General features: G+C 66.2%; 25 protein-coding genes and 1 pseudogene. All 26 read right to left on the reverse strand.

Annotated elements, in window-relative coordinates; translation table 11 throughout:
• Window positions 1–540: a 50S ribosomal protein L6 gene (gene rplF / locus ACZ60E_RS29470; protein ID WP_107022200.1), complete on the reverse strand. Its 540-nt coding sequence runs from the start codon at window positions 538–540 to the stop codon at window positions 1–3.
• 24 nt (window positions 541–564) lie between these two features.
• Window positions 565–963, reverse strand: a complete 399-nt coding sequence (rpsH, locus tag ACZ60E_RS29475) for a 30S ribosomal protein S8 (protein WP_081218894.1) — start codon at window positions 961–963, stop codon at window positions 565–567.
• A gap of 235 nt (window positions 964–1,198) precedes the next feature.
• Window positions 1,199–1,384 (reverse strand): type Z 30S ribosomal protein S14, encoded by a 186-nt coding sequence (locus tag ACZ60E_RS29480; protein WP_003948630.1) that lies wholly within the window; start codon window positions 1,382–1,384, stop codon window positions 1,199–1,201.
• Between the two features lie 5 nt (window positions 1,385–1,389).
• Window positions 1,390–1,947: a 50S ribosomal protein L5 gene (gene rplE / locus ACZ60E_RS29485; RefSeq protein WP_107022199.1), complete on the reverse strand. Its 558-nt coding sequence runs from the start codon at window positions 1,945–1,947 to the stop codon at window positions 1,390–1,392.
• Entirely contained in the window at window positions 1,947–2,270 is a 324-nt protein-coding gene (gene rplX, locus ACZ60E_RS29490; RefSeq protein ID WP_055513601.1) for a 50S ribosomal protein L24, read from the reverse strand. Before rplX ends, rplE begins: the two co-directional genes overlap by 1 nt.
• A 2-nt stretch (window positions 2,271–2,272) precedes the next feature.
• On the reverse strand, window positions 2,273–2,641 hold the full coding sequence (rplN, locus tag ACZ60E_RS29495; RefSeq protein ID WP_003992364.1) for a 50S ribosomal protein L14: 369 nt from the start codon (window positions 2,639–2,641) through the stop codon (window positions 2,273–2,275).
• 102 nt (window positions 2,642–2,743) lie between these two features.
• Window positions 2,744–3,031 carry a 30S ribosomal protein S17 gene (gene rpsQ / locus ACZ60E_RS29500; protein WP_107022197.1) on the reverse strand — a complete coding sequence of 96 codons (288 nt, stop codon included), beginning with the start codon at window positions 3,029–3,031 and terminating at the stop codon, window positions 2,744–2,746.
• Complete coding sequence (rpmC, locus tag ACZ60E_RS29505; protein WP_003998824.1) at window positions 3,031–3,255, reverse strand: 50S ribosomal protein L29; 225 nt, start codon at window positions 3,253–3,255, stop codon at window positions 3,031–3,033. Before rpmC ends, rpsQ begins: the two co-directional genes overlap by 1 nt.
• Window positions 3,255–3,674 carry a 50S ribosomal protein L16 gene (gene rplP / locus ACZ60E_RS29510; protein ID WP_099500627.1) on the reverse strand — a complete coding sequence of 140 codons (420 nt, stop codon included), beginning with the start codon at window positions 3,672–3,674 and terminating at the stop codon, window positions 3,255–3,257. The genes rpmC and rplP overlap by 1 nt, the downstream gene beginning before the upstream one ends.
• A gap of 5 nt (window positions 3,675–3,679) precedes the next feature.
• Window positions 3,680–4,531, reverse strand: coding sequence for a 30S ribosomal protein S3 (rpsC, locus tag ACZ60E_RS29515; RefSeq protein ID WP_107022196.1), 852 nt, complete (start codon window positions 4,529–4,531; stop codon window positions 3,680–3,682).
• Window positions 4,531–4,878 (reverse strand): 50S ribosomal protein L22, encoded by a 348-nt coding sequence (gene rplV, locus ACZ60E_RS29520; RefSeq protein ID WP_030619142.1) that lies wholly within the window; start codon window positions 4,876–4,878, stop codon window positions 4,531–4,533. Before rplV ends, rpsC begins: the two co-directional genes overlap by 1 nt.
• A gap of 42 nt (window positions 4,879–4,920) precedes the next feature.
• The gene (rpsS, locus tag ACZ60E_RS29525) at window positions 4,921–5,202 is read right to left on the reverse strand and encodes a 30S ribosomal protein S19 (RefSeq protein ID WP_006376029.1); all 282 of its coding nucleotides are present in this window, start codon (window positions 5,200–5,202) and stop codon (window positions 4,921–4,923) included.
• Between the two features lie 12 nt (window positions 5,203–5,214).
• On the reverse strand, window positions 5,215–6,051 hold the full coding sequence (gene rplB / locus ACZ60E_RS29530) for a 50S ribosomal protein L2 (protein WP_028805741.1): 837 nt from the start codon (window positions 6,049–6,051) through the stop codon (window positions 5,215–5,217).
• 39 nt (window positions 6,052–6,090) lie between these two features.
• Window positions 6,091–6,507, reverse strand: a complete 417-nt coding sequence (rplW, locus tag ACZ60E_RS29535) for a 50S ribosomal protein L23 (protein ID WP_107022195.1) — start codon at window positions 6,505–6,507, stop codon at window positions 6,091–6,093.
• On the reverse strand, window positions 6,507–7,163 hold the full coding sequence (gene rplD, locus ACZ60E_RS29540; protein ID WP_384801246.1) for a 50S ribosomal protein L4: 657 nt from the start codon (window positions 7,161–7,163) through the stop codon (window positions 6,507–6,509). The genes rplW and rplD overlap by 1 nt, the downstream gene beginning before the upstream one ends.
• Before the next feature lie 7 nt (window positions 7,164–7,170).
• Entirely contained in the window at window positions 7,171–7,815 is a 645-nt protein-coding gene (gene rplC, locus ACZ60E_RS29545) for a 50S ribosomal protein L3 (RefSeq protein WP_384801243.1), read from the reverse strand.
• A gap of 16 nt (window positions 7,816–7,831) precedes the next feature.
• Window positions 7,832–8,140 (reverse strand): 30S ribosomal protein S10, encoded by a 309-nt coding sequence (gene rpsJ / locus ACZ60E_RS29550; protein ID WP_003948644.1) that lies wholly within the window; start codon window positions 8,138–8,140, stop codon window positions 7,832–7,834.
• Between the two features lie 480 nt (window positions 8,141–8,620).
• On the reverse strand, window positions 8,621–9,340 hold the full coding sequence (locus ACZ60E_RS29555; protein ID WP_469444373.1) for a hypothetical protein: 720 nt from the start codon (window positions 9,338–9,340) through the stop codon (window positions 8,621–8,623).
• A gap of 575 nt (window positions 9,341–9,915) precedes the next feature.
• Window positions 9,916–10,944, reverse strand: a pseudogene (locus tag ACZ60E_RS29560) (putative T7SS-secreted protein); the annotation flags it as partial.
• A gap of 104 nt (window positions 10,945–11,048) precedes the next feature.
• Window positions 11,049–11,570 (reverse strand): hypothetical protein, encoded by a 522-nt coding sequence (locus tag ACZ60E_RS29565; protein WP_469444375.1) that lies wholly within the window; start codon window positions 11,568–11,570, stop codon window positions 11,049–11,051.
• Between the two features lie 82 nt (window positions 11,571–11,652).
• Window positions 11,653–12,183: a hypothetical protein gene (locus ACZ60E_RS29570; protein ID WP_469444377.1), complete on the reverse strand. Its 531-nt coding sequence runs from the start codon at window positions 12,181–12,183 to the stop codon at window positions 11,653–11,655.
• Between the two features lie 66 nt (window positions 12,184–12,249).
• Window positions 12,250–16,851, reverse strand: a complete 4,602-nt coding sequence (locus ACZ60E_RS29575; protein ID WP_469444378.1) for a DUF6531 domain-containing protein — start codon at window positions 16,849–16,851, stop codon at window positions 12,250–12,252.
• A gap of 98 nt (window positions 16,852–16,949) precedes the next feature.
• Window positions 16,950–17,921 (reverse strand): SUKH-3 domain-containing protein, encoded by a 972-nt coding sequence (locus ACZ60E_RS29580; protein WP_469444380.1) that lies wholly within the window; start codon window positions 17,919–17,921, stop codon window positions 16,950–16,952.
• A 79-nt stretch (window positions 17,922–18,000) separates the two neighbouring features.
• Complete coding sequence (locus ACZ60E_RS29585) at window positions 18,001–18,474, reverse strand: hypothetical protein (RefSeq protein WP_469444382.1); 474 nt, start codon at window positions 18,472–18,474, stop codon at window positions 18,001–18,003.
• A 257-nt stretch (window positions 18,475–18,731) separates the two neighbouring features.
• Entirely contained in the window at window positions 18,732–19,160 is a 429-nt protein-coding gene (locus ACZ60E_RS29590) for a hypothetical protein (protein ID WP_469444384.1), read from the reverse strand.
• The gene (locus tag ACZ60E_RS29595) at window positions 19,157–19,573 is read right to left on the reverse strand and encodes a hypothetical protein (RefSeq protein WP_469444386.1); all 417 of its coding nucleotides are present in this window, start codon (window positions 19,571–19,573) and stop codon (window positions 19,157–19,159) included. The genes ACZ60E_RS29590 and ACZ60E_RS29595 overlap by 4 nt, the downstream gene beginning before the upstream one ends.
• Between the last annotated feature and the right edge of the window lie 262 nt (window positions 19,574–19,835).

Genomic DNA, 19,835 nt, shown 5'->3' on the forward strand with positions numbered 1-19,835 from the left:
TTACTTACCCGCCTTTCCGACCTTGCGCCGGACGACTTCGCCCTCGTACTTGACGCCCTTGGCCTTGTACGGGTCGGGCTTGCGCAGCTTGCGGATGTTGGCCGCAACCTCGCCGACCTTCTGCTTGTCGATTCCCTCGACCGAGAAGTGTGTCGGGTTCTCGACCTTGAAGGAGATGCCCTCGGGCGCCTCGATCGTGATCGAGTGGCTGTAGCCGAGCGAGAATTCCAGGTTGGAACCCTTCGCCAGGACGCGGTAACCGACACCGCTGATTTCGAGCTTCTTCACGTAACCCGTGGTCACGCCGGTGATCATGTTCGCCACCAGCGTGCGGGACAGGCCGTGGAGGGCCTTGTTCTGACGCTCGTCGTTCGGGCGGGTGACATTGAGAATGCCGTCCTCGCCCTTGGCGACCTCGATCGGCGCCGCGACGGTGTGGGAGAGAGAGCCCTTGGGGCCCTTCACCTGAACCGTACGGCCGTCGATGGTGACGTCCACGCCGGCGGGAACCGTGATGGGGAGCTTGCCAATACGCGACATAGCTGTTTCCTCCGTTCCCTTCCGCTACCAGACGTAGGCGAGAACTTCTCCGCCTACGCCCTTCTTGCCGGCCTGCTGTCCGGTGAGGAGACCGTGCGACGTGGAGATGATCGCCACGCCGAGGCCACCCAGCACCTTGGGCAGGGAGGTGGACTTCGCGTACACACGCAGACCCGGCTTCGAGATCCGCTTGATGCCCGCAATGGAGCGCTCGCGGTTCGGACCGAACTTCAGCTCGAGGACGAGCTTCTTGCCGACTTCGGCGTCCTCGACCTTCCAGCCGGTGATGAAGCCCTCCTGCTGGAGGATCTCCGCGATGTGCGACTTGATCTTGCTGTGGGGCATCGCGACATCGTCGTGGTACGCCGAGTTCGCGTTACGCAGACGAGTAAGCATGTCTGCGATGGGATCAGTCATGGTCATGAATTGGCCTTCGGCCTCTCTCGCCGGGGTTTCCTGTATGCGCCATCCCTCTCCCCACTCAGTGGCGGGACGGGTGCGGTGCGGGGACCTACGGCGTAGTAAGCGTTAACTAGTGGGCTGTACCCACATGCGTCCGGGCGGCAGACGCCCAACCCTCCTAGCCTAAGCCATGGAGGGGAGAGCCTCTGCCAACCCACTGCTTACCGAGAGCGTCCGGTCGTCCCAGTTATGGGGACTACCAGGAGCTCTTGGTCACGCCCGGGAGCTCTCCACGGTGAGCCATCTCACGAAGGCACACGCGGCAGAGACCGAACTTGCGGTACACGGAGTGCGGGCGGCCGCAGCGCTGGCAACGGGTGTAGCCACGCACACCGAACTTGGGCTTACGAGCAGCCTTGGCAATCAGAGCCTTCTTCGCCATCTCGCTTACGCCTCCTTGAAGGGGAAGCCGAGGTGACGGAGAAGGGCACGGCCTTCGGCGTCGTTGGTCGCCGTGGTGACCACGGTGATGTCCATACCCCGGACGCGGTCGATCTTGTCCTGGTCGATCTCGTGGAACATGACCTGCTCGGTGAGACCGAAGGTGTAGTTGCCACGACCGTCGAACTGCTTGGGAGACAGACCACGGAAGTCGCGGATGCGCGGAAGCGCGAGCGACAGGGTGCGGTCCAGGAACTCCCACATGCGGTCGCCACGAAGTGTGACGTGGGCACCGATCGGCTGACCCTCACGCAGCTTGAACTGCGCGATGGACTTGCGGGCCTTGGTGACGGCCGGCTTCTGACCGGTGATCGTGGTGAGGTCGCGGATGGCGCCCTCGATCAGCTTGGAGTCGCGGGCGGCGTCGCCCACACCCATGTTGACCACGATCTTGACGAGGCCCGGGGTCTGCATGACGTTCTCGTACGAGAACTCTTCCTGCAGCTTGCCCGCGATCTCCTCGCGGTACTTCGTCTTGAGACGCGGAATGGTGGTGGTAGCCATCAGATGTCCTCACCCGTCCGCTTGGCAACGCGGATCTTGTTGCCCTCGTCGTCGAAGCGGAAACCGACGCGCGTGACGACCTTGTTGCCGTCCTTCTCAACGACCAGCTGGACGTTGGAGACGTGGACGGGCGCCTCGGTCGTGACGATGCCACCGGCCTGCGAACCGCGAGCGGTGGGACCGGCCTTCGTGTGCTTCTTGACCCGGTTGACACCCTCGACCAGGACGCGCTCGTCGCGCGGGTAAGCGGCAATGACCTTGCCCTGCTTGCCCTTGTCCTTACCGGTGATGACCTGAACCAGGTCGCCCTTCTTGATCTTCATGCTTACAGCACCTCCGGCGCGAGCGAGATGATCTTCATGAACTTCTTCTCGCGCAGCTCACGGCCGACCGGGCCGAAGATACGGGTGCCGCGAGGGTCGCCGTCGTTCTTCAGAATGACGGCGGCGTTCTCGTCGAAGCGGATGTACGAGCCGTCGGGACGGCGACGCTCCTTGACGGTGCGAACGATGACCGCCTTGATGACGTCACCCTTCTTCACATTGCCGCCGGGGATCGCGTCCTTGACGGTGGCGACAATGACGTCACCGATGCCCGCGTAGCGGCGACCGGAGCCACCGAGCACACGGATGCAAAGGATTTCCTTCGCACCAGTGTTGTCGGCGACACGCAGTCGCGACTCCTGCTGGATCACGTCTATCTCCTGATTGTCTGCCGGTTCCCGGCAGGGGCTCCTTCACGGGAACCCCTGCCGAGCCTGGCGGAACCAACCTGCGGGAAACCCCTCAGGTACTTACTACTTGGCCTTCTCGAGGATCTCGACGATGCGCCAGCGCTTCGTCGCGGACAGCGGACGGGTCTCCATGATGACAACCCGGTCGCCGACGCCCGCGGCGTTCTGCTCGTCGTGCGCCTTGAGCTTGTTCGTACGGCGGATGACCTTGCCGTACAGCGCGTGCTTGACGCGGTCCTCGACAGCGACGACGACGGTCTTGTCCATCTTGTCGCTGACGACCAGACCCTCACGGGTCTTGCGGAAACCGCGGCTCGTCTTGGTCTCTTCGGTCACGTTGTTCTCGCTCATCAGGCGCTCTCCACCGTCTCGATGCCCAGCTCGCGCTCACGCATCAGGGTGTAGATCCGCGCGATGTCCTTGCGGACGGCCTTGAGCCGCCCGTGGTTTTCGAGCTGACCGGTCGCCGCCTGGAAGCGGAGGTTGAACAGCTCTTCCTTGGCTTCGCGAAGCTTCGCAAGAAGCTCCTCGTCACCCAGTTCGCGCAGCTCGGACGCCTTGGTACCGGCCGACATCACGCTTCACCTGCCTCGCGCTTGACGATCCGGCACTTCATCGGCAGCTTGTGGGCTGCGCGAGTGAGGGCCTCACGGGCGATCTTCTCGTTGGGGTAGGACAGCTCGAACATGACCCGGCCCGGGTGCACGTTCGCGACCCACCACTCGGGGGAACCCTTACCGGAACCCATGCGGGTCTCGGCGGGCTTCTTCGTCAGCGGACGGTCCGGGTAGATGTTGATCCAGACCTTGCCGCCACGCTTGATGTGGCGGGTCATCGCGATACGAGCCGCCTCGATCTGGCGGTTCGTGACGTACGCCGGCGTGAGGGCCTGAATGCCGTACTCGCCGAACGAAACCTGCGTACCGCCCTTGGCCTGACCGCGGCGCTTCGGGTGGTGCTGCTTGCGGTGCTTGACCCTACGAGGGATCAGCATTTCGGTCAGGCCTCCGTTCCGGTGCTCTCGGCCGGAGCGGCAGCGGCGGCGGGAGCGTCGGCCTTGGGGGCCTCGGCTGCCGGCGCGGACTGCTGCTGCGGCTTGCGGCCACGGCCGCCACGCTCGCCACCACGACCGCCACGGGCCGGGCGGTCGCCGCCGCCACCGGCTCCACCACGGGCCGGGCGGTTACCCGCACGGGCCGCGGCGTTCTCGGCGCGGACCTCGGCGATGTTCTTGACATCGCCCTTGTAGATCCAGACCTTCACGCCGATGCGGCCGAAGGTCGTCTTGGCCTCGAAGAAGCCGTAGTCGACGTTCGCGCGGAGCGTGTGCAGGGGCACACGGCCCTCGCGGTAGAACTCCGAGCGGGACATCTCGGCGCCGCCGAGACGGCCACCGCACTGGATCTTGATGCCCTTGGCGCCGGCCTTCATCGTGCCCTGCATGCTCTTGCGCATGGCACGACGGAAGGAGACGCGGGAGGACAACTGCTCGGCGACGGCCTGGGCCACCAGCTGAGCGTCCGTCTCCGGGCTCTTGACCTCAAGGATGTTCAGCTGGACCTGCTTGCCGGTCAGCTTCTCCAGGTCACCGCGGATGCGGTCGGCCTCGGCGCCGCGGCGGCCGATGACGATGCCCGGGCGCGCGGTGTGGATGTCCACACGGACGCGGTCACGGGTGCGCTCGATCTCCACCTTCGAGATGCCGGCGCGCTCCATGCCGGACGTCATCATCCGACGGATGGCGACATCTTCCTTGACGTAGTCCTTGTACAGCTTGTCGGCGTACCAGCGGGACTTGAAGTCCGTGGTGATGCCGAGCCGGAACCCATGCGGGTTAACCTTCTGGCCCATTACCGGGTTCCTTCCTTGCTGCTGACGACCACGGTGATGTGGCTGGTCCGCTTGCGGATCCGGTAGGCGCGGCCCTGGGCGCGCGGACGGAACCGCTTCAGGGTCGGACCCTCGTCGACGTACGCCTCGGAGATGACGAGGCTGTCGGCGTCGGTGTGGTCGTAGTTGTGTGCGGCGTTGGCGATGGCGCTGTCAAGCACCTTGCCGACGGGCACGCTCGCGGCCTGCGGGGCGAAACGCAGGACCGCCTGAGCCTCCGTGGCATCCATGCCACGGATAAGGTCCACCACACGGCGGGCCTTCATGGGCGTGACGCGGATGTACCGCGCCTGGGCCCTGGCTTCCATGGTTGTCCTTCCAGTGTCTGTCATGGTCGATTCCACCCCGCGTTAGCGGCGCTTCGACTTCCGGTCGTCCTTGACGTGACCCCGGAAGGTGCGCGTCGGCGAGAACTCGCCGAGCTTGTGGCCGACCATCGACTCGGTGACAAACACCGGAATGTGGGTCTTGCCGTTGTGCACCGCGATCGTGTGGCCGAGCATGGCCGGGATGATCATCGAGCGACGGGACCAGGTCTTGATGACGTTCTTGGAACCGGCTTCGTTCTGTACGTCCACCTTCTTGATCAGGTGGTCGTCGACGAAGGGCCCCTTCTTGAGACTGCGCGGCATCTAAACCCGCTCCTAGCGCTTCTTGTTCGTCTTGCGGCGGCGGACGATGTACTTGTTCGATGCCTTCTTCGGCGAACGAGTACGACCCTCCTTCTGACCCCACGGCGAGACCGGGTGACGTCCACCGGAGGTCTTGCCTTCACCACCACCGTGCGGGTGGTCAACCGGGTTCATCGCCACACCGCGAACGGTCGGGCGGACGCCCAGCCAGCGCTTGCGGCCGGCCTTGCCCCAGTTGATGTTCGACTGCTCGGCGTTGCCGACCTCGCCGACGGTGGCGCGGCAGCGCACGTCGACCAGGCGGATCTCTCCGGACGGCATGCGCAGGTGGGCCATCTGGCCCTCCTTCGCGAGCAGCTGCACGGAGGCACCGGCGGAGCGGGCGAACTTGGCACCGCCACCGGGACGGAGCTCGATCGCGTGGATCGTGGTACCGACCGGGATGTTGCGGAGGGCCAGGTTGTTGCCCGGCTTGATGTCGGCCCCGGGACCGTTCTCGACGCGGTCGCCCTGCGACAGGTTGCGGGGGGCGAGGATGTAGCGCTTCTCGCCGTCCGCGTAGTGAAGCAGCGCGATGCGCGCGGTGCGGTTGGGGTCGTACTCGATGTGCGCGACCTTCGCCGGCACGCCGTCCTTGTCGTGCCGACGGAAGTCGATGACGCGGTAGGCGCGCTTGTGTCCGCCACCCTGGTGGCGAACGGTCACACGACCGGCGTTGTTACGGCCGCCCTTGCTGTGCAGCGGGCGGACCAGCGACTTCTCCGGCGTGGACCGCGTGACCTCGACGAAGTCGGCGACGCTGGAGCCACGACGCCCCGGCGTAGTCGGCTTGTACTTGCGGATTCCCATTTCTCAGTCCTCGTCCGATATTCGGACCAGGGCGCTCCGTTAGGAGGCCTGGCCGAAGATGTCGATACGGTCGCCCTCAGCGAGGGTCACGATGGCGCGCTTGGTGTCAGCACGCTTGCCGAAGCCGCTCTTGGTCCGCTTGCGCTTCCCCTGGCGGTTGATCGTGTTGACCCCGGTGACCTTGACCGAGAAGACCGCCTGGACGGCCTGCTTGATCTGGGTCTTGTTGGCGCCCGGCGCGACGACGAAGGTGTACTTGCCCTCGTCGAGCAGCGCGTAGCTCTTCTCGGAGACGACCGGCTTGATGAGGACGTCACGGGGATCCGTGAAGCTCTTGCTCAGCGGCGTCTCAACGGTGTTCTTGCCCTCGGCCTCGTGGCGCTTCGCCTTGGCGATGCGCGCGGCCTTGGCGGCCTTGGCCGCCTTGGGGGCAATGCTCGGGTGACGCGTAGCCATCAGGCTTCGCTCCCTTCGGTGTCAGCGGCCTGGGGGCCAGACACGAAGGACTCGAAAGCGGCCTGGGTGAAGACCACGTCGTCCGAGACGAGAACGTCGTACGTGTTCAGCTGGCCCGGCTCCAGGATGTGGACCTGGGGCAGGTTGCGCGCGGAGAGCAGCGCGGCCTCGTCGGCACGGTCGATGACCAGGAGCAGGTTCTTGCGCTCCGAGATCTTGCCGAGCAGGACCTTCGCGGCCTTGGTGGAGGGGTTGTCGCCCTCGATCACGCCGGAGACGACGTGGATGCGAGCGTTGCGGGCCCGGTCGGTGAGGGCGTGGCGCAGGGCCGCGGCCTTCATCTTCTTCGGGGTCCGCTGCGAGTAGTCACGCGGCTGCGGGCCGTGGACGACGCCACCGCCGACGAACTGCGGGGCGCGGGTCGAGCCCTGGCGCGCACGGCCGGTGCCCTTCTGACGGTAGGGCTTCCTACCGCCACCACGAACCTCGGCGCGCGTCTTGGTCTTGTGCGTGCCCTGGCGGGCAGCGGCCAGCTGGGCGACTACGACCTGGTGAAGCAGCGGAATGCTGATCTTCTCGACGTCGAAGATCTCCGCAGGGAGCTCGACCGTCCCGGTCTTGTCGCCTGCCGGCGAAATGATGTCAACAGTGCTCATCGTTACCTCAGGCCCCCTTGGCCGCGGTGCGGACCAGGACGAGGCCGCCGTTCGGACCAGGAACCGCGCCCTTGATGAGGAGCAGGCCCTTCTCCGCGTCAACGGCGTGGACGGTCAGGTTCTGGGTGGTGACCCGCTCGTTGCCCATGCGACCCGCCATGCGGAGGCCCTTGAACACACGGCCCGGGGTGGCACAGCCACCGATGGAGCCCGGAGAGCGGTGCTTGCGCTGGACACCGTGGCCGGCGCCGAGGCCATGGAAGTTGTGACGCTTCATGACACCGGCGAAGCCCTTGCCCTTGCTCGTGCCGGTCACGTCCACCTTGATGCCGGACTCGAAGGTCTCGGCGGTGATCTCCTGGCCGAGGACGTACTCGCTGGCGTCAGCGGTACGGATCTCGACGAGGTGACGGCGGGGAGTGACGTCGGCCTTGGCGAAGTGACCCTTGAGGGGCTTGTTCACCTTGCGCGGGTCGATCTCGCCGAAGGCGATCTGGACCGACTCGTAGCCGTCGACGTCATTCGTACGGACCTGGGTCACGACGTTGGGGCTGGCCTTGACGACGGTGACCGGAACAACACGGTTGTTCTCGTCCCACACCTGCGTCATGCCGAGCTTCTCGCCGAGGATGCCCTTGATCTGCTTAACCATTCTCAGACCACATCCCTTAGAGCTTGATCTCGATGTCGACACCGGCCGGGAGGTCGAGTCGCATCAAAGAGTCAACGGTCTTGGGAGTCGGGTCGAGAATGTCGATCAGGCGCTTGTGCGTGCGCATCTCGAAGTGCTCGCGCGAGTCCTTGTACTTGTGCGGCGACTTGATGACGCAGTACACGTTCTTCTCAGTGGGCAGCGGCACCGGGCCCGCGACCGACGCACCAGTGCGCGTCACCGTCTCGACGATCTTCTTCGCCGAGGAATCGATGACCTCGTGGTCGTAGGCCTTGAGCCGGATGCGGATCTTCTGTCCCGCCATGGCTACTCAGTAGTCCTTTGTCTAGTGAAACGCTCTGCAACCCCGCGGGTTCGCGTCCTGTCTCCGACCCACGCGGTCGGGTGTGTCGCGTCCTCACCGCAGAGATATCCACAAACGGATTTCCCTACCAGGGACACGGCCCATCCCAAAGACGACCGCAGGACCGGGGGTGGAACACCCACCGGGTGCCTGGTCTGCACCCCGCTGACACTTCCCGGAAGATTCCCGTACGTCCGCTCCAGCGCTGCCCTGGGGCAGTTGGGGCGACGAGTACTGTGGGACTCGCTTCCGGTCCTCCCGGCGGGAGGCGCGCAGCATCGGCACTCAACCGAGCAACCCCGACAGTCTGCCATACGGGGCAGCGACCTGGCGAATCGAGCCGGAGAGGATACCCCCGGGGGGACGCGCGTCAAACTCTTCGGACGGACCGGCCCTGTCGGCGAGCCGCCGCAGGGCTTTCCGGGCACGACGTCCGGCTTCTCAGCCCCGCAGCTCGTCGCCTTCCAGCGCGTCGTAGTCGATCGGCCGGTACCCCGGGGCGTAGTCCCGCAGGAACGCGGCGGCCTCCGCCGGCAGGGGCGGGGTCGCGATCACCGCGTACTCCAGTACGCGCTTGGGGGCGAAGTACTTCCAGAACTCGTACTCCGGCTCCCCCGCCGCGAGACCCGGATACCGGCCCGTGACACCGAGGCTGTCCAGGAGTTCAGTAAGCGTGGCGTCGGCAAGGCCCGCCATCGGCTCCCCCGGGAGCACGATCCGCTCCACCCCGGGGTCGAGACGAGGCTGCTCCCCTCGCGCGATCTCCTCCATCTGCGGCCGGTCCAGCACGTACCAGGGCCCGGCGTGCTCCTGTACGAGCCAGCTGTCCCGGGTGTCGCTGCGGTGGACGGCGCATTCGTCGCCCCGGAAGATCTCCTCCACGTACCCGAGACCGGGCTGGACCAGGGTCTGGGCCCCGCCGGCCGCCTGGAACGTGATCTCCCTCCCGTGCCCTGTCGCGATCTGCGCGAACTCGGCGGCGAACTCCGCCCGGACGGCCGACGCCCGCAGGCAGGAGAAGTGCAGCGACCCGACGAGGAACGCGTGCTCCTCCCGCCAGGTCGCCCGCATGAGCCGGTACGAGGGAACATCGCTGGCCCACCCGGGGATGTGCAGGACGAACTCCCCGCAGAAGACACACGAGGCGTATTCACTACTCATTACGGCTTTCCCTTTCCGCGGCGCGGTTCATGCCAACGTATGCACATCGGTCATCCCATTTGCACGGGAACGATGAACCCCAACGGATTCACCGGACCACCCTCAGGGTACGTTCCCTGCGGCAGTTCACGGATCCCGTCACCGTCGAAGAACCGCAGGTTTCCGTCCCGGCTGACGACCACTTCCATATGATCCGACGCTTTGTACTCCAGGTCCCGCGACATACTGTTGGGCATTCCCTGCGCCTGTTCTATTCGGTTGGGCGGTCCGGGAATTCGGTCTTCCGGGTGCGTATGGGCAATGAAGTCGTAATCCTGGCCCCTGAGGTCCCGCGGAATGGAGCTGGTCCGCTCCGTCCCCCGGAAGAGACGCAGATCGCCCGCCGGGTTCTGGATGATGGCGTGCTCGACCCCGTGGAAGCTCTGGAGTTCGGAGAGATGGGAGACGTTCACCTCGCCGGGCCGGATGGGTATGTGGCCGTTCTCCAGCGCCCGGGTGAGTTGCCTGGCCTTCGGGGACAGTGCCCGGTAGGGGATCTGGCCACCCGGCATGCGGGCCGCGCCCTTGAAGGCGCCGCTCATGCCGCGCACGCCCTCGACCATGCCCTTCATCCCGGCCTTGATCCCGTTCAAGCTCCGGAGCCCCTTGAGTCCCTTGGCGAGCCCGCCGAGGGTGGTGAGCCCCTTCATCCCCGGAATGCAGTCAAGGGCGGCGAACGCCACATCCCAAAGAGACGCCTGCCCTTTCATATATTTATTGAGGGTGTCGGCCAGCACGATCAGCGCGGCGATCAGCACGATCGCACCGAGAATCGGCCCCCCGATAATCATCGCGATAATGCCCAGCACCGCCACGACGACCTTGCAGACCGCGACGATGGTGTCCCAGTTGTCGACGAACCAGTCACCGACTTCTTCGTACCACTTACGGTTCGGAATGCCGGCGTCGGAAGCGTCGTCCAGCTTGCGCTTCGCCTCCCCCGCGGCATCCTCACGCATCTGACGGGCGTCGGCGGCCATCTTCTTCGCCGCGTCCAGCGCACTCTGCGCGGAGGTCACATCCGACTGAGCGGCCGTGTGCGCGTCCTTCGCACTCTGCGCGTCACGGGTGGCGGCCCGCACCTTCGCCTCATCCGGCTTCTCGACATCCTTGCCGCCGGTCGGATCGTCCTTGTACTTGTCCGCTTCCTTGTTCGCCCGCGTCACCCACGAATCAGCCGACGACAACTTGGACTTGGCCGAGGACAGATCGGCCTGCGCGTCCCGCCCCTTGGCGAGGGCCTTGTCGGCCAGCGTCTGGGCGCGCTCGAGCTCGGGCCAGTACGCCGCCAGCGCATCCCCCGCCAGGTCGTACGACTTCTTCAGCTTCTTCAAGTTCTTCGGCACACCCGAGAACTCGTCCCGGAACACCTCGGCCGTCTTGCCCACCATCGTCAGGACGGCGTCTTCCTCCGCCATGCCCTTGACGAGCCGCAGCGCATCCTGCACGTCATCGGCGAAGTCATGCAGGCTCTTGGCAAGGGACTTCACCCGGACCGGATCCCCAGGCGTCGGATCCTTGTCCAGATCCAGCACATGCCAGTCCGTCGGCCGATACCCCGCCATCGCACAACCCCCGTCGCACCAGCCCCGTCAACCACACATACGCAGCAGCGAATTTACTAGGCACAGGCGTTCGGCGCGAAGAGTCCCTGAGGCGTTGCCGGAGATCAGTCCCAGGGCTCACGCGCGGGCCTGCGTTTCCACCACTCCGCGAGTTCGGCCTCGGGCTTCTCCTTCGCCGGGCGCACCCAGGGCCGCAGGGAGCCGTCCGGGTCCGGCACGCTCGCGGCTCGGAACCGTGCGTCCAGCCGCTCCAGCAGCCGGCCGAGCGCACCCGCACGCGCCTCCTCGGGCAGCCCTCGCATGACCTCGTCCAACGAGTCACGGGAGTCCAGGTCGTTGCTGTACGCGCTGACCGGATAGAAGTCCTCGCTCGACCAGCCGGGTTCCATCCGGCGCACCACGCGTTCCCAGGAGGCGAACCGCTCCGCCACCAAGTACACGGGAGCCGTGATCTTCTCCCGCAGCTCCGGCGCCACCCGCGACCGCTCCACCACCAGCCGCTCCGCGTCACATCGAGCGATCGCCGTGCGGACCGCCTCCGGCAGCTCGTCCCACACGGCCTTGCTCTCCGGCGCGGCCCGGAACACGTCGTACGCCGCACGCCTCTCGGCCCGCCGATGTCCCACGTCGCCATCCACCCAGCCCACCCCCTCAAGTCCTCCAGCTTGACCTGCCATGGGTGAAGGCGAAGTCGCGTCGGCCTCCGGGCTATGGCCCGCCCAGCATCGCGTCCTCGTCGAAGCCGAGCTCGTCCTCGATGCCCAACTCCTCCGCCGCATGCCATCTCAGTGGGTCCGGCCACTCCCCCTGGGCACTTCTGGCGATGCCTTCCAGAAAGCGCAGCGCTTCCGGGGTACCGATCCCGGCCAGCGCCTGCACGCCCTTGATGCACAGAGCGTAGAAGGGCCCGTCCGTGTCCTTGCGCTCCCGTACGAGAGAGCTGATCGGCTCCACGCCCTCGGGAGCCCGCAGCTCGCCGAGCATGTCGACCAGATCCTCCGAGTTCACGCCTGGTGCGCGCGAAGCGAGTATGGGTGCCAGGATCGTGGCGAGTCCCTCGGGGTGGAGGTGAACCGCGACACCCGCCTGCCGTTCGAACCGGCGCCAGTCCCCCGCTTCGGACGAGAGCCGCAGCCAGCCGAGGATACGGGCGCGTGCCTCCGGAACTGCGTCTTCGACTTCTACGGCTTTCCCTCGTCCCACATATCCCGAGCCGATGAGCGAATCCACTCGCTGCATCAGGGCGTCCTCTGCGGCCGCGTCACCTGACATTTACCCTGTTCCCTTTTCTCGTTCTTCGCTCGACTAGAGCAATTCGTGCGTCATTCTCAAGATATTTGAGTTGAATACATCGGCTGAATTTTCGCGGAGTCCAAAGTTCAGCCCACCTCGCTCCATCTTCACGTGGACGAAGTCAACGCTTTCTCCGATCTCGTCCAGGTGGATACCGAACGATTCACGGATGGCGGCGATATTGTCACCCGACCCTCTTCCTGCGGCAATGAGTGCATCCCTGGTTCCCGGCTGAACTTCATAACGCACCAGGTGTGTATATTTCTGGGCGTTTCTACCGCCACGCCTGGCGAATCGGTCCGCGATTCCGGTCACATAGTCAACCTCTTGTGTCACGAAGTTCTCACCTCGGGGGGTGATCGCTCCCCTGGGACCGAGCCTGGAGAACTCCTTCTCCGACATCACCCGGTAGAAGACTTCATACGGCGCCAGGCCCAGCGGATCCGTGGCCGTCCAGGGGTTGGGTACATAGGCCGTGGGATGCGGCGCCACACTCATCCCGAGAGGGTCAGGGGTGACGTAGCGTCCGCCGTCGGGGTCGTAGTAGCGGTGTTGGTTGTAGTGCAGTCCCGTCTCACTGTCGTGGTACTGCCCGGGGAAACGAAGCGGCGTGTACGTGGTGCTTGCCGCCGGCCACGCCGTACTGCCCCACAGTGTTGAGCGCGCCCGCCATGCGACGTCTCCGCTCTGGTCCACCAATTCCGTCGGGGTGCCGACCAGGTCGGTGATGATGGCGAAGAACCGGGAGTCGATCTCTTCCTGCGTTGCCGCGTCCAGCAGGCGTTCAGTCTGGGCGACCGGGTGCAGTCCGTCGTAGTCCCAGGTCAGAGCCACCGGGCGAGGCAGGTCCTCGCCAGTGGTCACCTGCTCGGCGAGCGTGCCACCGTCCCAGGTGAAGCGAGTCTCCTCCGTGACGGACCTGCTGTCCGCACTGAGCCGCTGCTTCGCGACCCGACGCCCGAAGACGTCATACCGATAGCGCCAGACGGCTCCGTCGGGCGTGGTCGCGGAGGTCAACCGGTCCTCGGCGTCCCACGTGTATCGCCACGTCTCGGGTCTGCGCGAGAGGCGGGTCCTGCGGCGAGCCACCATGCGGCCCGCCGCGTCGTACTCGTAGCGCACGTTCCCGGCAGAGGTCAGGCGAGTGCCCTCGTAGGAACGCCTTCCCTTGGCCTCCTTGCCCGGGTGGGTGTCGGGCCAGGAGGCATCGGCCTGGTTGCCGGCGCTGTCATACGCGTACGACTCCTGCCAGCTGCCCGCACTGACCGCGGTGACCCTGCCCCCGGCGTCCAGGGAGATGTGCCGACGCCCGTTCAACAGGTCGTCCAAGTCGGTGACATGTCCGTCGGTCCGGTAGGTGTACCGCCGACTCTGCAGCGGCCCTTGTGGCGTATTGGCCGTTTGCGCCATCAACGAGCCGGATGCGTCCCACTGACTGGTGACCGTCAAAAATTCGTCCACCGTACGGGAGGTCTCACGCCCGATGACGTCATGAGCAAAGTGAAGGGTGCACTCAGAAGCGGTCAAGGCGCTGCGTCGCCCCTGCACGTCATAGGCGTACGTCGACACCGCGCCCGTCGGAGTCACTCGCCGAGTCCGGCGACCGAGATCGTCGTACTCGAAAGCCAGCAGACGGTCGTCCGCGCGCTCACCGACGATTCGGCCCAGCTGGTCCCGCTCCAGACGTACCGAGGAATCCGGTCCCGCGGCTCGCAGCAGGCGCCCCATGGCATCCCGCTCATACCGCGTCACGGCACCATCGGCGTTCTTCGAAACCACCTGGCCCAGCACATCACGCCCATATGTGATCTTTTGCCCCAGAACATTCGTCCTGGCAACCACCTGACCGCTCTGGTCGTATTCGTACCGCATAGTCCGACCGTCGAAGTCGGTCTCCGCCGCAATGTGTCCGGCCGGTTCATAGCGGTATGTCCAGGTCAGTCCTTGTGGGTTCTTGACCTGGGTCAGGCGCAGGGAAGCGTCGTGTTCGTACTCGTACCGCCCGCCGTCCGGTCCTGTCCTGGCCGCGAGCAGGTCGAAGTGTGTGTATTCGTAAACGCTGACGCCTCCGCCAACATCCGTGTGCCGGAGGCAGTTGCCTTCCCCGTCGTACTCCCACGTCTGCTCGGCGCTGTTCGGGCCGAGCCACCGTGTGACCCGTCCTTCCGTCGACCACCAGAGACGGGCCTCGCTGCCGGCCGTGTCTCCGACCGCGCAGACACGACCGAAGGGGTCGTACCGGCGCCACTCATGTCCGCCCCATGGATCCGCGAGGGCAGTGACCAGGCCTGCCGCGTTGGTCTCGATCCGTGTTGTGTTCCCCGTGGGGTCGGTGACCGATGTCAGCCGACCGTCGTCGCCGTGGGTGTAGGTCACCGTGGCGCCGCCTGGCCCGGTGACAGCGACGCAGTTGCCCCTGTCGTCGTACCTCCGTCGCCACGTGCTCCCGTCGGCGTGGACCACCACGGTCGGGTTGCCGTGCGCGTCGTAGGTGAATCGGGCCGTAGCCTTGTCCGGATACGTGATGCTGAGGGGCTGGTCCAGCTCGTTGCGGGCGTAGTACGTGGAGCGACCGAGAGCGTCGGTGACGGACACCTCCTGATGTCGCTCGTCATACGTGGTGCGCGTGGTGTGCCCGAGCGGATCGACTTCGGCGATCACTTGGCTGTTGTCGTTGACGACGAATCGGGTGACGGCACCTTCGGCAGTCGTCAAAGTGGTGATACGGCAGTCGGACCAGGCCGAGTCTGTTCCGTCGTAGTCGAGAGTGATGGTGATGTGGCCGGCCTCACCCCCCTCGGCGATACAACGGTCACGGTCGTCGTAGGAGTACTCGTACCGACTGTCGTTGGTGTCGGTCCAGGACGTGACACGCAGCCTGTCGTCGTAGGTGAACCGCAGAGGACGACCGGACGAGTTGATCGTCTCGGTGAGATTGCCGTCGGTATAGCGGTAGCGCTTGAGTACTGCGTCCGAGCCGTCGTCGTTCCCGCCGTCGAGCATCAGGGCTGTGATGCGCCCCTCATCCACGGTGAGTCCGAGGTGGTAGCCGCCGGAGTGCCGAATGGCCTGTGGGGTGCCGTGCTCGTCATAGTCGAAGGTGATCGCATTACCGTTGCGGTCGACGAGGCGGGTGATCGGAGCGATGCCGTCCGTCGGCTCAGCGAAGTGGCGTGCGTGTCCGGTGATCGGATCGTCGACGCAGTAGCCGCCGTTCCCCAACCGTGTCAGGAGCCATCTGGGGCCCGACTCGGGGGTGACGGCGCCCCCGAACACAGTGGGAAGCGGATACGCGAGGAGCATTCCGTCCTCGGTGACCAGAACGATGCCGTCGTCGTCGACCTCCAGACGCTGGTCGAGGGTGGAAGCCCAGGTGGGCCCGAACCACCATCCCGCGCGATAATCGGAGGCGACCCTGCGAGTGAGGACAAGTGGCAGGGTGCCCGGCAGGTTCGCGTCTGTCTGCGGCAGGAACATCCCTCCGGTTGCCATGTCCACCGGGTCACTGCCCTTGATCCGGATGACGCTCTTCAGCCGGTTGTAAGCTCCCTTCGCTCCGTCGGCGAGGGCACCACGGGCTGACTTGCCCAGACCGCGCAGACCCAGGGCCATGCCCTTCAACCCGGCCTTCAGCCCGTTCAAACTCTTGAGCCCCTTGAGCCCCTTGGCGAGCCCACCAAGGGTGGTCAGCCCCTTCATCCCCGGAATGCAGTCAAGGGCGGCGAACGCCACATCCCACAGGGACGCCTGCCCCTTCATATATTTATTGAGCGTGTCCGCGAGAACGATCAGCGCGGCAATGAGCACGATCGCACCGAGAATCGGCCCCCCGATGATGAGGGCGATGATCCCGAGAACAGCGACGACCACTTTGCAGACGGTGACGATGGTGTCCCAGTTGTCGACGAACCAGTCACCGACCTCCTCGTACCACTTACGGTTCTGAATCCCCGCGTCGGAAGCATCATCGAGCTTGCGCTTGGCTTCCCCGGCGGCGTCCTCACGCATCTGACGCGCATCCGCGGCCATCTTCTTCGCCGCATCCAGCGCACTCTGCGCGGAGGTCACATCCGACTGAGCGGCCGTGTGCGCGTCCTTCGCGCTCTGGGCGTCACGGGTGGCGGCCCGCACCTTCGCCTCATCAGGCTTGTCGACGTCCTTGCCGCCGGTCGGATCGTCCTTGTACTTGTCCGCTTCCTTGTTCGCCCGCGTCACCCACGAATCAGCCGACGACAACTTGGACTTGGCGGACGACAGATCAGCCTGCGCGTCCCGCCCCTTGACGAGGGCCTTGTCGGCCAGCGTCTGGGCGCGCTCAAGCTCGGGCCAGTACGCCGCCAGCGCATCCCCCGCCAGGTCGTACGACTTCTTCAGCTTCTTGAGATTCTTCGGCACCCCGGAAAACTCGTCCCGGAACACCTCCGCGGTCTTCCCCACCATCGTCAGGACGGCATCCTCGCCCGCCATCCCATTCACCAACCGCAACGCGTCCTGCACGTCGTCGGCGAAGTCGTGCAGGCTCTTGGCCAACGACTTCACCCGGACCGGATCCCCAGGCGTCGGATCCTTCTCCAGATCCAGCACATGCCAGTCCGTCGGCCGATACCCCGCCATCACGCAACCCCCGTCGCACCAACCCCGTCAACCACACATACGCAGCAGCGAATTTACTAGGCACAGGCGTTCGGCGTGAAGGTCGGCCGTTCAGCCCGTCAGTGGTCGCCCAGCCGCCGCGTGAGCCGCTGCACCGCCTCGTCGGGCGTGGGTGCCAGCAGCCAGACGCTGTCCATGCCGGCATACACAGCCCCGTCCGCCGCCATGGCCAGGTACTGGTTCCCGCGGTCACGCATGCCGACGGGGTAGAGGCTGTCGACACCCGCCTGCTCGGCCAGATCCTCGATGATCTCCGCGTCCCAGAACGCCAGCACCGGATCGAGCCGGAACTCCATCCATGACATGGCATCCAGGGAATCGCGGTAGGGCACACCCACCGCACCGAACTCCGCCAGAAACCGGCGCGCGGCATCGTGGATCTCGTACTCACCGCTCTGCGGAAGGGCGCTTCCCCAGGTGTCCGTGGGAATTGCCCGGCCCGGACACCAGCCTCCTGCCCGCAGCACCCGATCCGTCTCTGCCGACCAGCGCACCCCGGCGTCCTCGCCGGCCTCCGCACTGTCGAACCTCCGCCAGAACGGAGGGGGGTCCGCCGGCACGTCGGGCGTCCACAGGGCTGCCTGCGCCCCTTGCAGCATGACCAACCGGTCCAGCGCCTGGTCGATGGTCGTCGCAAGCGGTTCCGCCCGGTCCCGAAGCAGGTGCAGTGCGCCCTCTTCGGTGATCCCCAGGAAGCCGGCACCTTCGTCCGCCGTGCCCACTGGATAGAGCAGCGCCCCTACTTCCCGGCTCGCCCGCGCGAACCGCTCGTCCTGCCACGCGGCCGCCAGCGGGTCGAACCGGACGGACGACGAAGTGGTGATCGAATCGGCGGGCCAGCCGTACGTCACCAGACCACCGAACTCGGCGAGGAACCGGCGCGCGGCGTCATGAGCCACGAAGGCCCCGCGTTCGCTCAGGACCGCTTCCCAGGTCGACGTCGGCACCGTCCGTCCGGGACGCCAGCCCGCACGACGCAGCACGTCCTCGGTCTGCGGGGACCAGTCCCGTCGTGTCCGCTCTTCCGTCACCTACCGCGCCTCCACAGCCGCCATCACGCAACCCCCGTCACGCCTACCCCCGCCGACCGTGCCATCGCGCGCCTTGTTCTCAGGAGCGACGACCACGCAGGAACTGCCGCGCGTCGCCGACCGCGTCCGTGGTCAGCATCCACCAGTACTCCAGCTTGTTCTGCACGGTCATCCGGACCATCTGCCACTTGAACCACGGTGGGAGTTGCCGGAACGGTACGTAGTCGAGGGTGTCGTCGATGGCGTTCTCGGCCATGCTCCTGCGGCCGTGGCCCTCCGCCCGCAGCGCGGCGTACAGCTCTGGTGTCAGTTCGCCGTTGAGCCGGGCCGCGGTGCCTGCCGCGGTGAAGGCGAAGCCGCGTTGGCCGATGTCCGGCAGCTGCATCGCCCTGACGATCCGAGGTGACGCCTCGGCCAGCGAGCAGTTGAAGGCCAGGCCGATCGCGGCGGAGCCCAGTGAGTCCTCTCCGCGTTCGTACGCCGCGTCCCACTCGACGGGGTCGTCGAAGCGGAGCAGGCTCTCGTCACCGTCCCAGTCCCACCCGGCCGCCATGTCCCCTCCTCCCGATGCCGATCGACACCGACCGTGCCGGCACAGGACCCGCCGGCCGTCCTCGACCTCCTGGCCATGCCCCGCCCAACATCACGTCCTCGTTGAAACTGAGCTCGTTGCCCACCCGGTCATTCCCATCTGCCACGTCTCCGGCGCACAGCCTCCTTCCACGCGCCCTCGGCCGCATCCGCGGCCCGCATCCACCAGTACGCACACTTGGGCGTCATGGTCCGCCTTCTCCCTCCACCACCGACCAGTCAGGGCCCGTCCGAAAAGGGATCAAGGTGTCCTCCCCATTGGAAGCACCATGTCCCGGTCCCCTCGTCGAGAGCGGCGCGCAGGCCTCGATCAGGGAGGGCGAATTCGTCGCGCAGCCAGGCGTCCATCGCCAGCGCCGCCACCTCGGACCGGTAGTGGGCGAGGGGGAAGGTGAGCGCGGCGACCTCGACGAGGAGGCCGTCGGGATGTGCGGAGGACAGGTCGGCGGAGTGCGCCGAGAGCCCGAAGGCGAGCCATGCGGCGTCGCGCCAATGGGTGCCGTTCGGAAGCGCCAGCGATACGTTGCGGTAGATCTGCAGGCAGCCCGCCGCACCGGTGCCGGGCAGGCGATGCTCCGCCGTCAAGTCCGCGGCCAGACCGCCCTGCGAGCGGGTGCCCCGGAGCCGGTACTCGACAGTTCTGCTCATCCCTCTCCCCCGCCCTGAACGTCCCCGCGGAGAGTCCACGCGGGCGAATCCTCGGGCGGCCGGGGGCGGATCCGCAGGCGCGTCACGTCGATGCCCACGTCCGCGCTCGCGTCTCCCGTCGGAAGGCGTCCGGCGTCGTCGGGGTAGTAGTACGGGCCGTAGGCCCAGAACTCCGGAAGCTCATGGCACATGAGATCGGGGTACGGAGCTATCTCCGTTCCTCCGTACCTCTCATTGATCCTCGCCACCGCCTCCGCGCGGGAGATACCGAACCGCCTCGCCATTTCGTCCACTATCTCGCGGAAATAGCCGAGCATTCCTTCGTCCAGCTTCATGTGAAACTCCGCGGTCACAGCGTTTTTATCCCCCTCGGCGGACCAGGTGTACGCCGCCGCCCGCGCCCCATCAGCCATCGGACGTGCCCCACCTTCACCTTGCGCCTGCGTGCACACATAGCCTCTCCCCCATGCCCCGCACCACCCCACCCCGCCCCCTCGACATCGTCGCCCTCTTCCCCGAGTTGGCGCCGATGGCCCGTACCGCCGTACGGCTGCACCCGCGTGCCGGTGCGCCGGCCGCTGCCGACAGTTCGATCGGCGGTCCTCTTCTCTGGCCGGCTGACGAACCGTGGCCCACCTGCCCGGATCACGCCGGACCCTCGCACCGCGGTGTCGC

Source organism: Streptomyces sp. NPDC102514 (genome assembly GCF_055584525.1).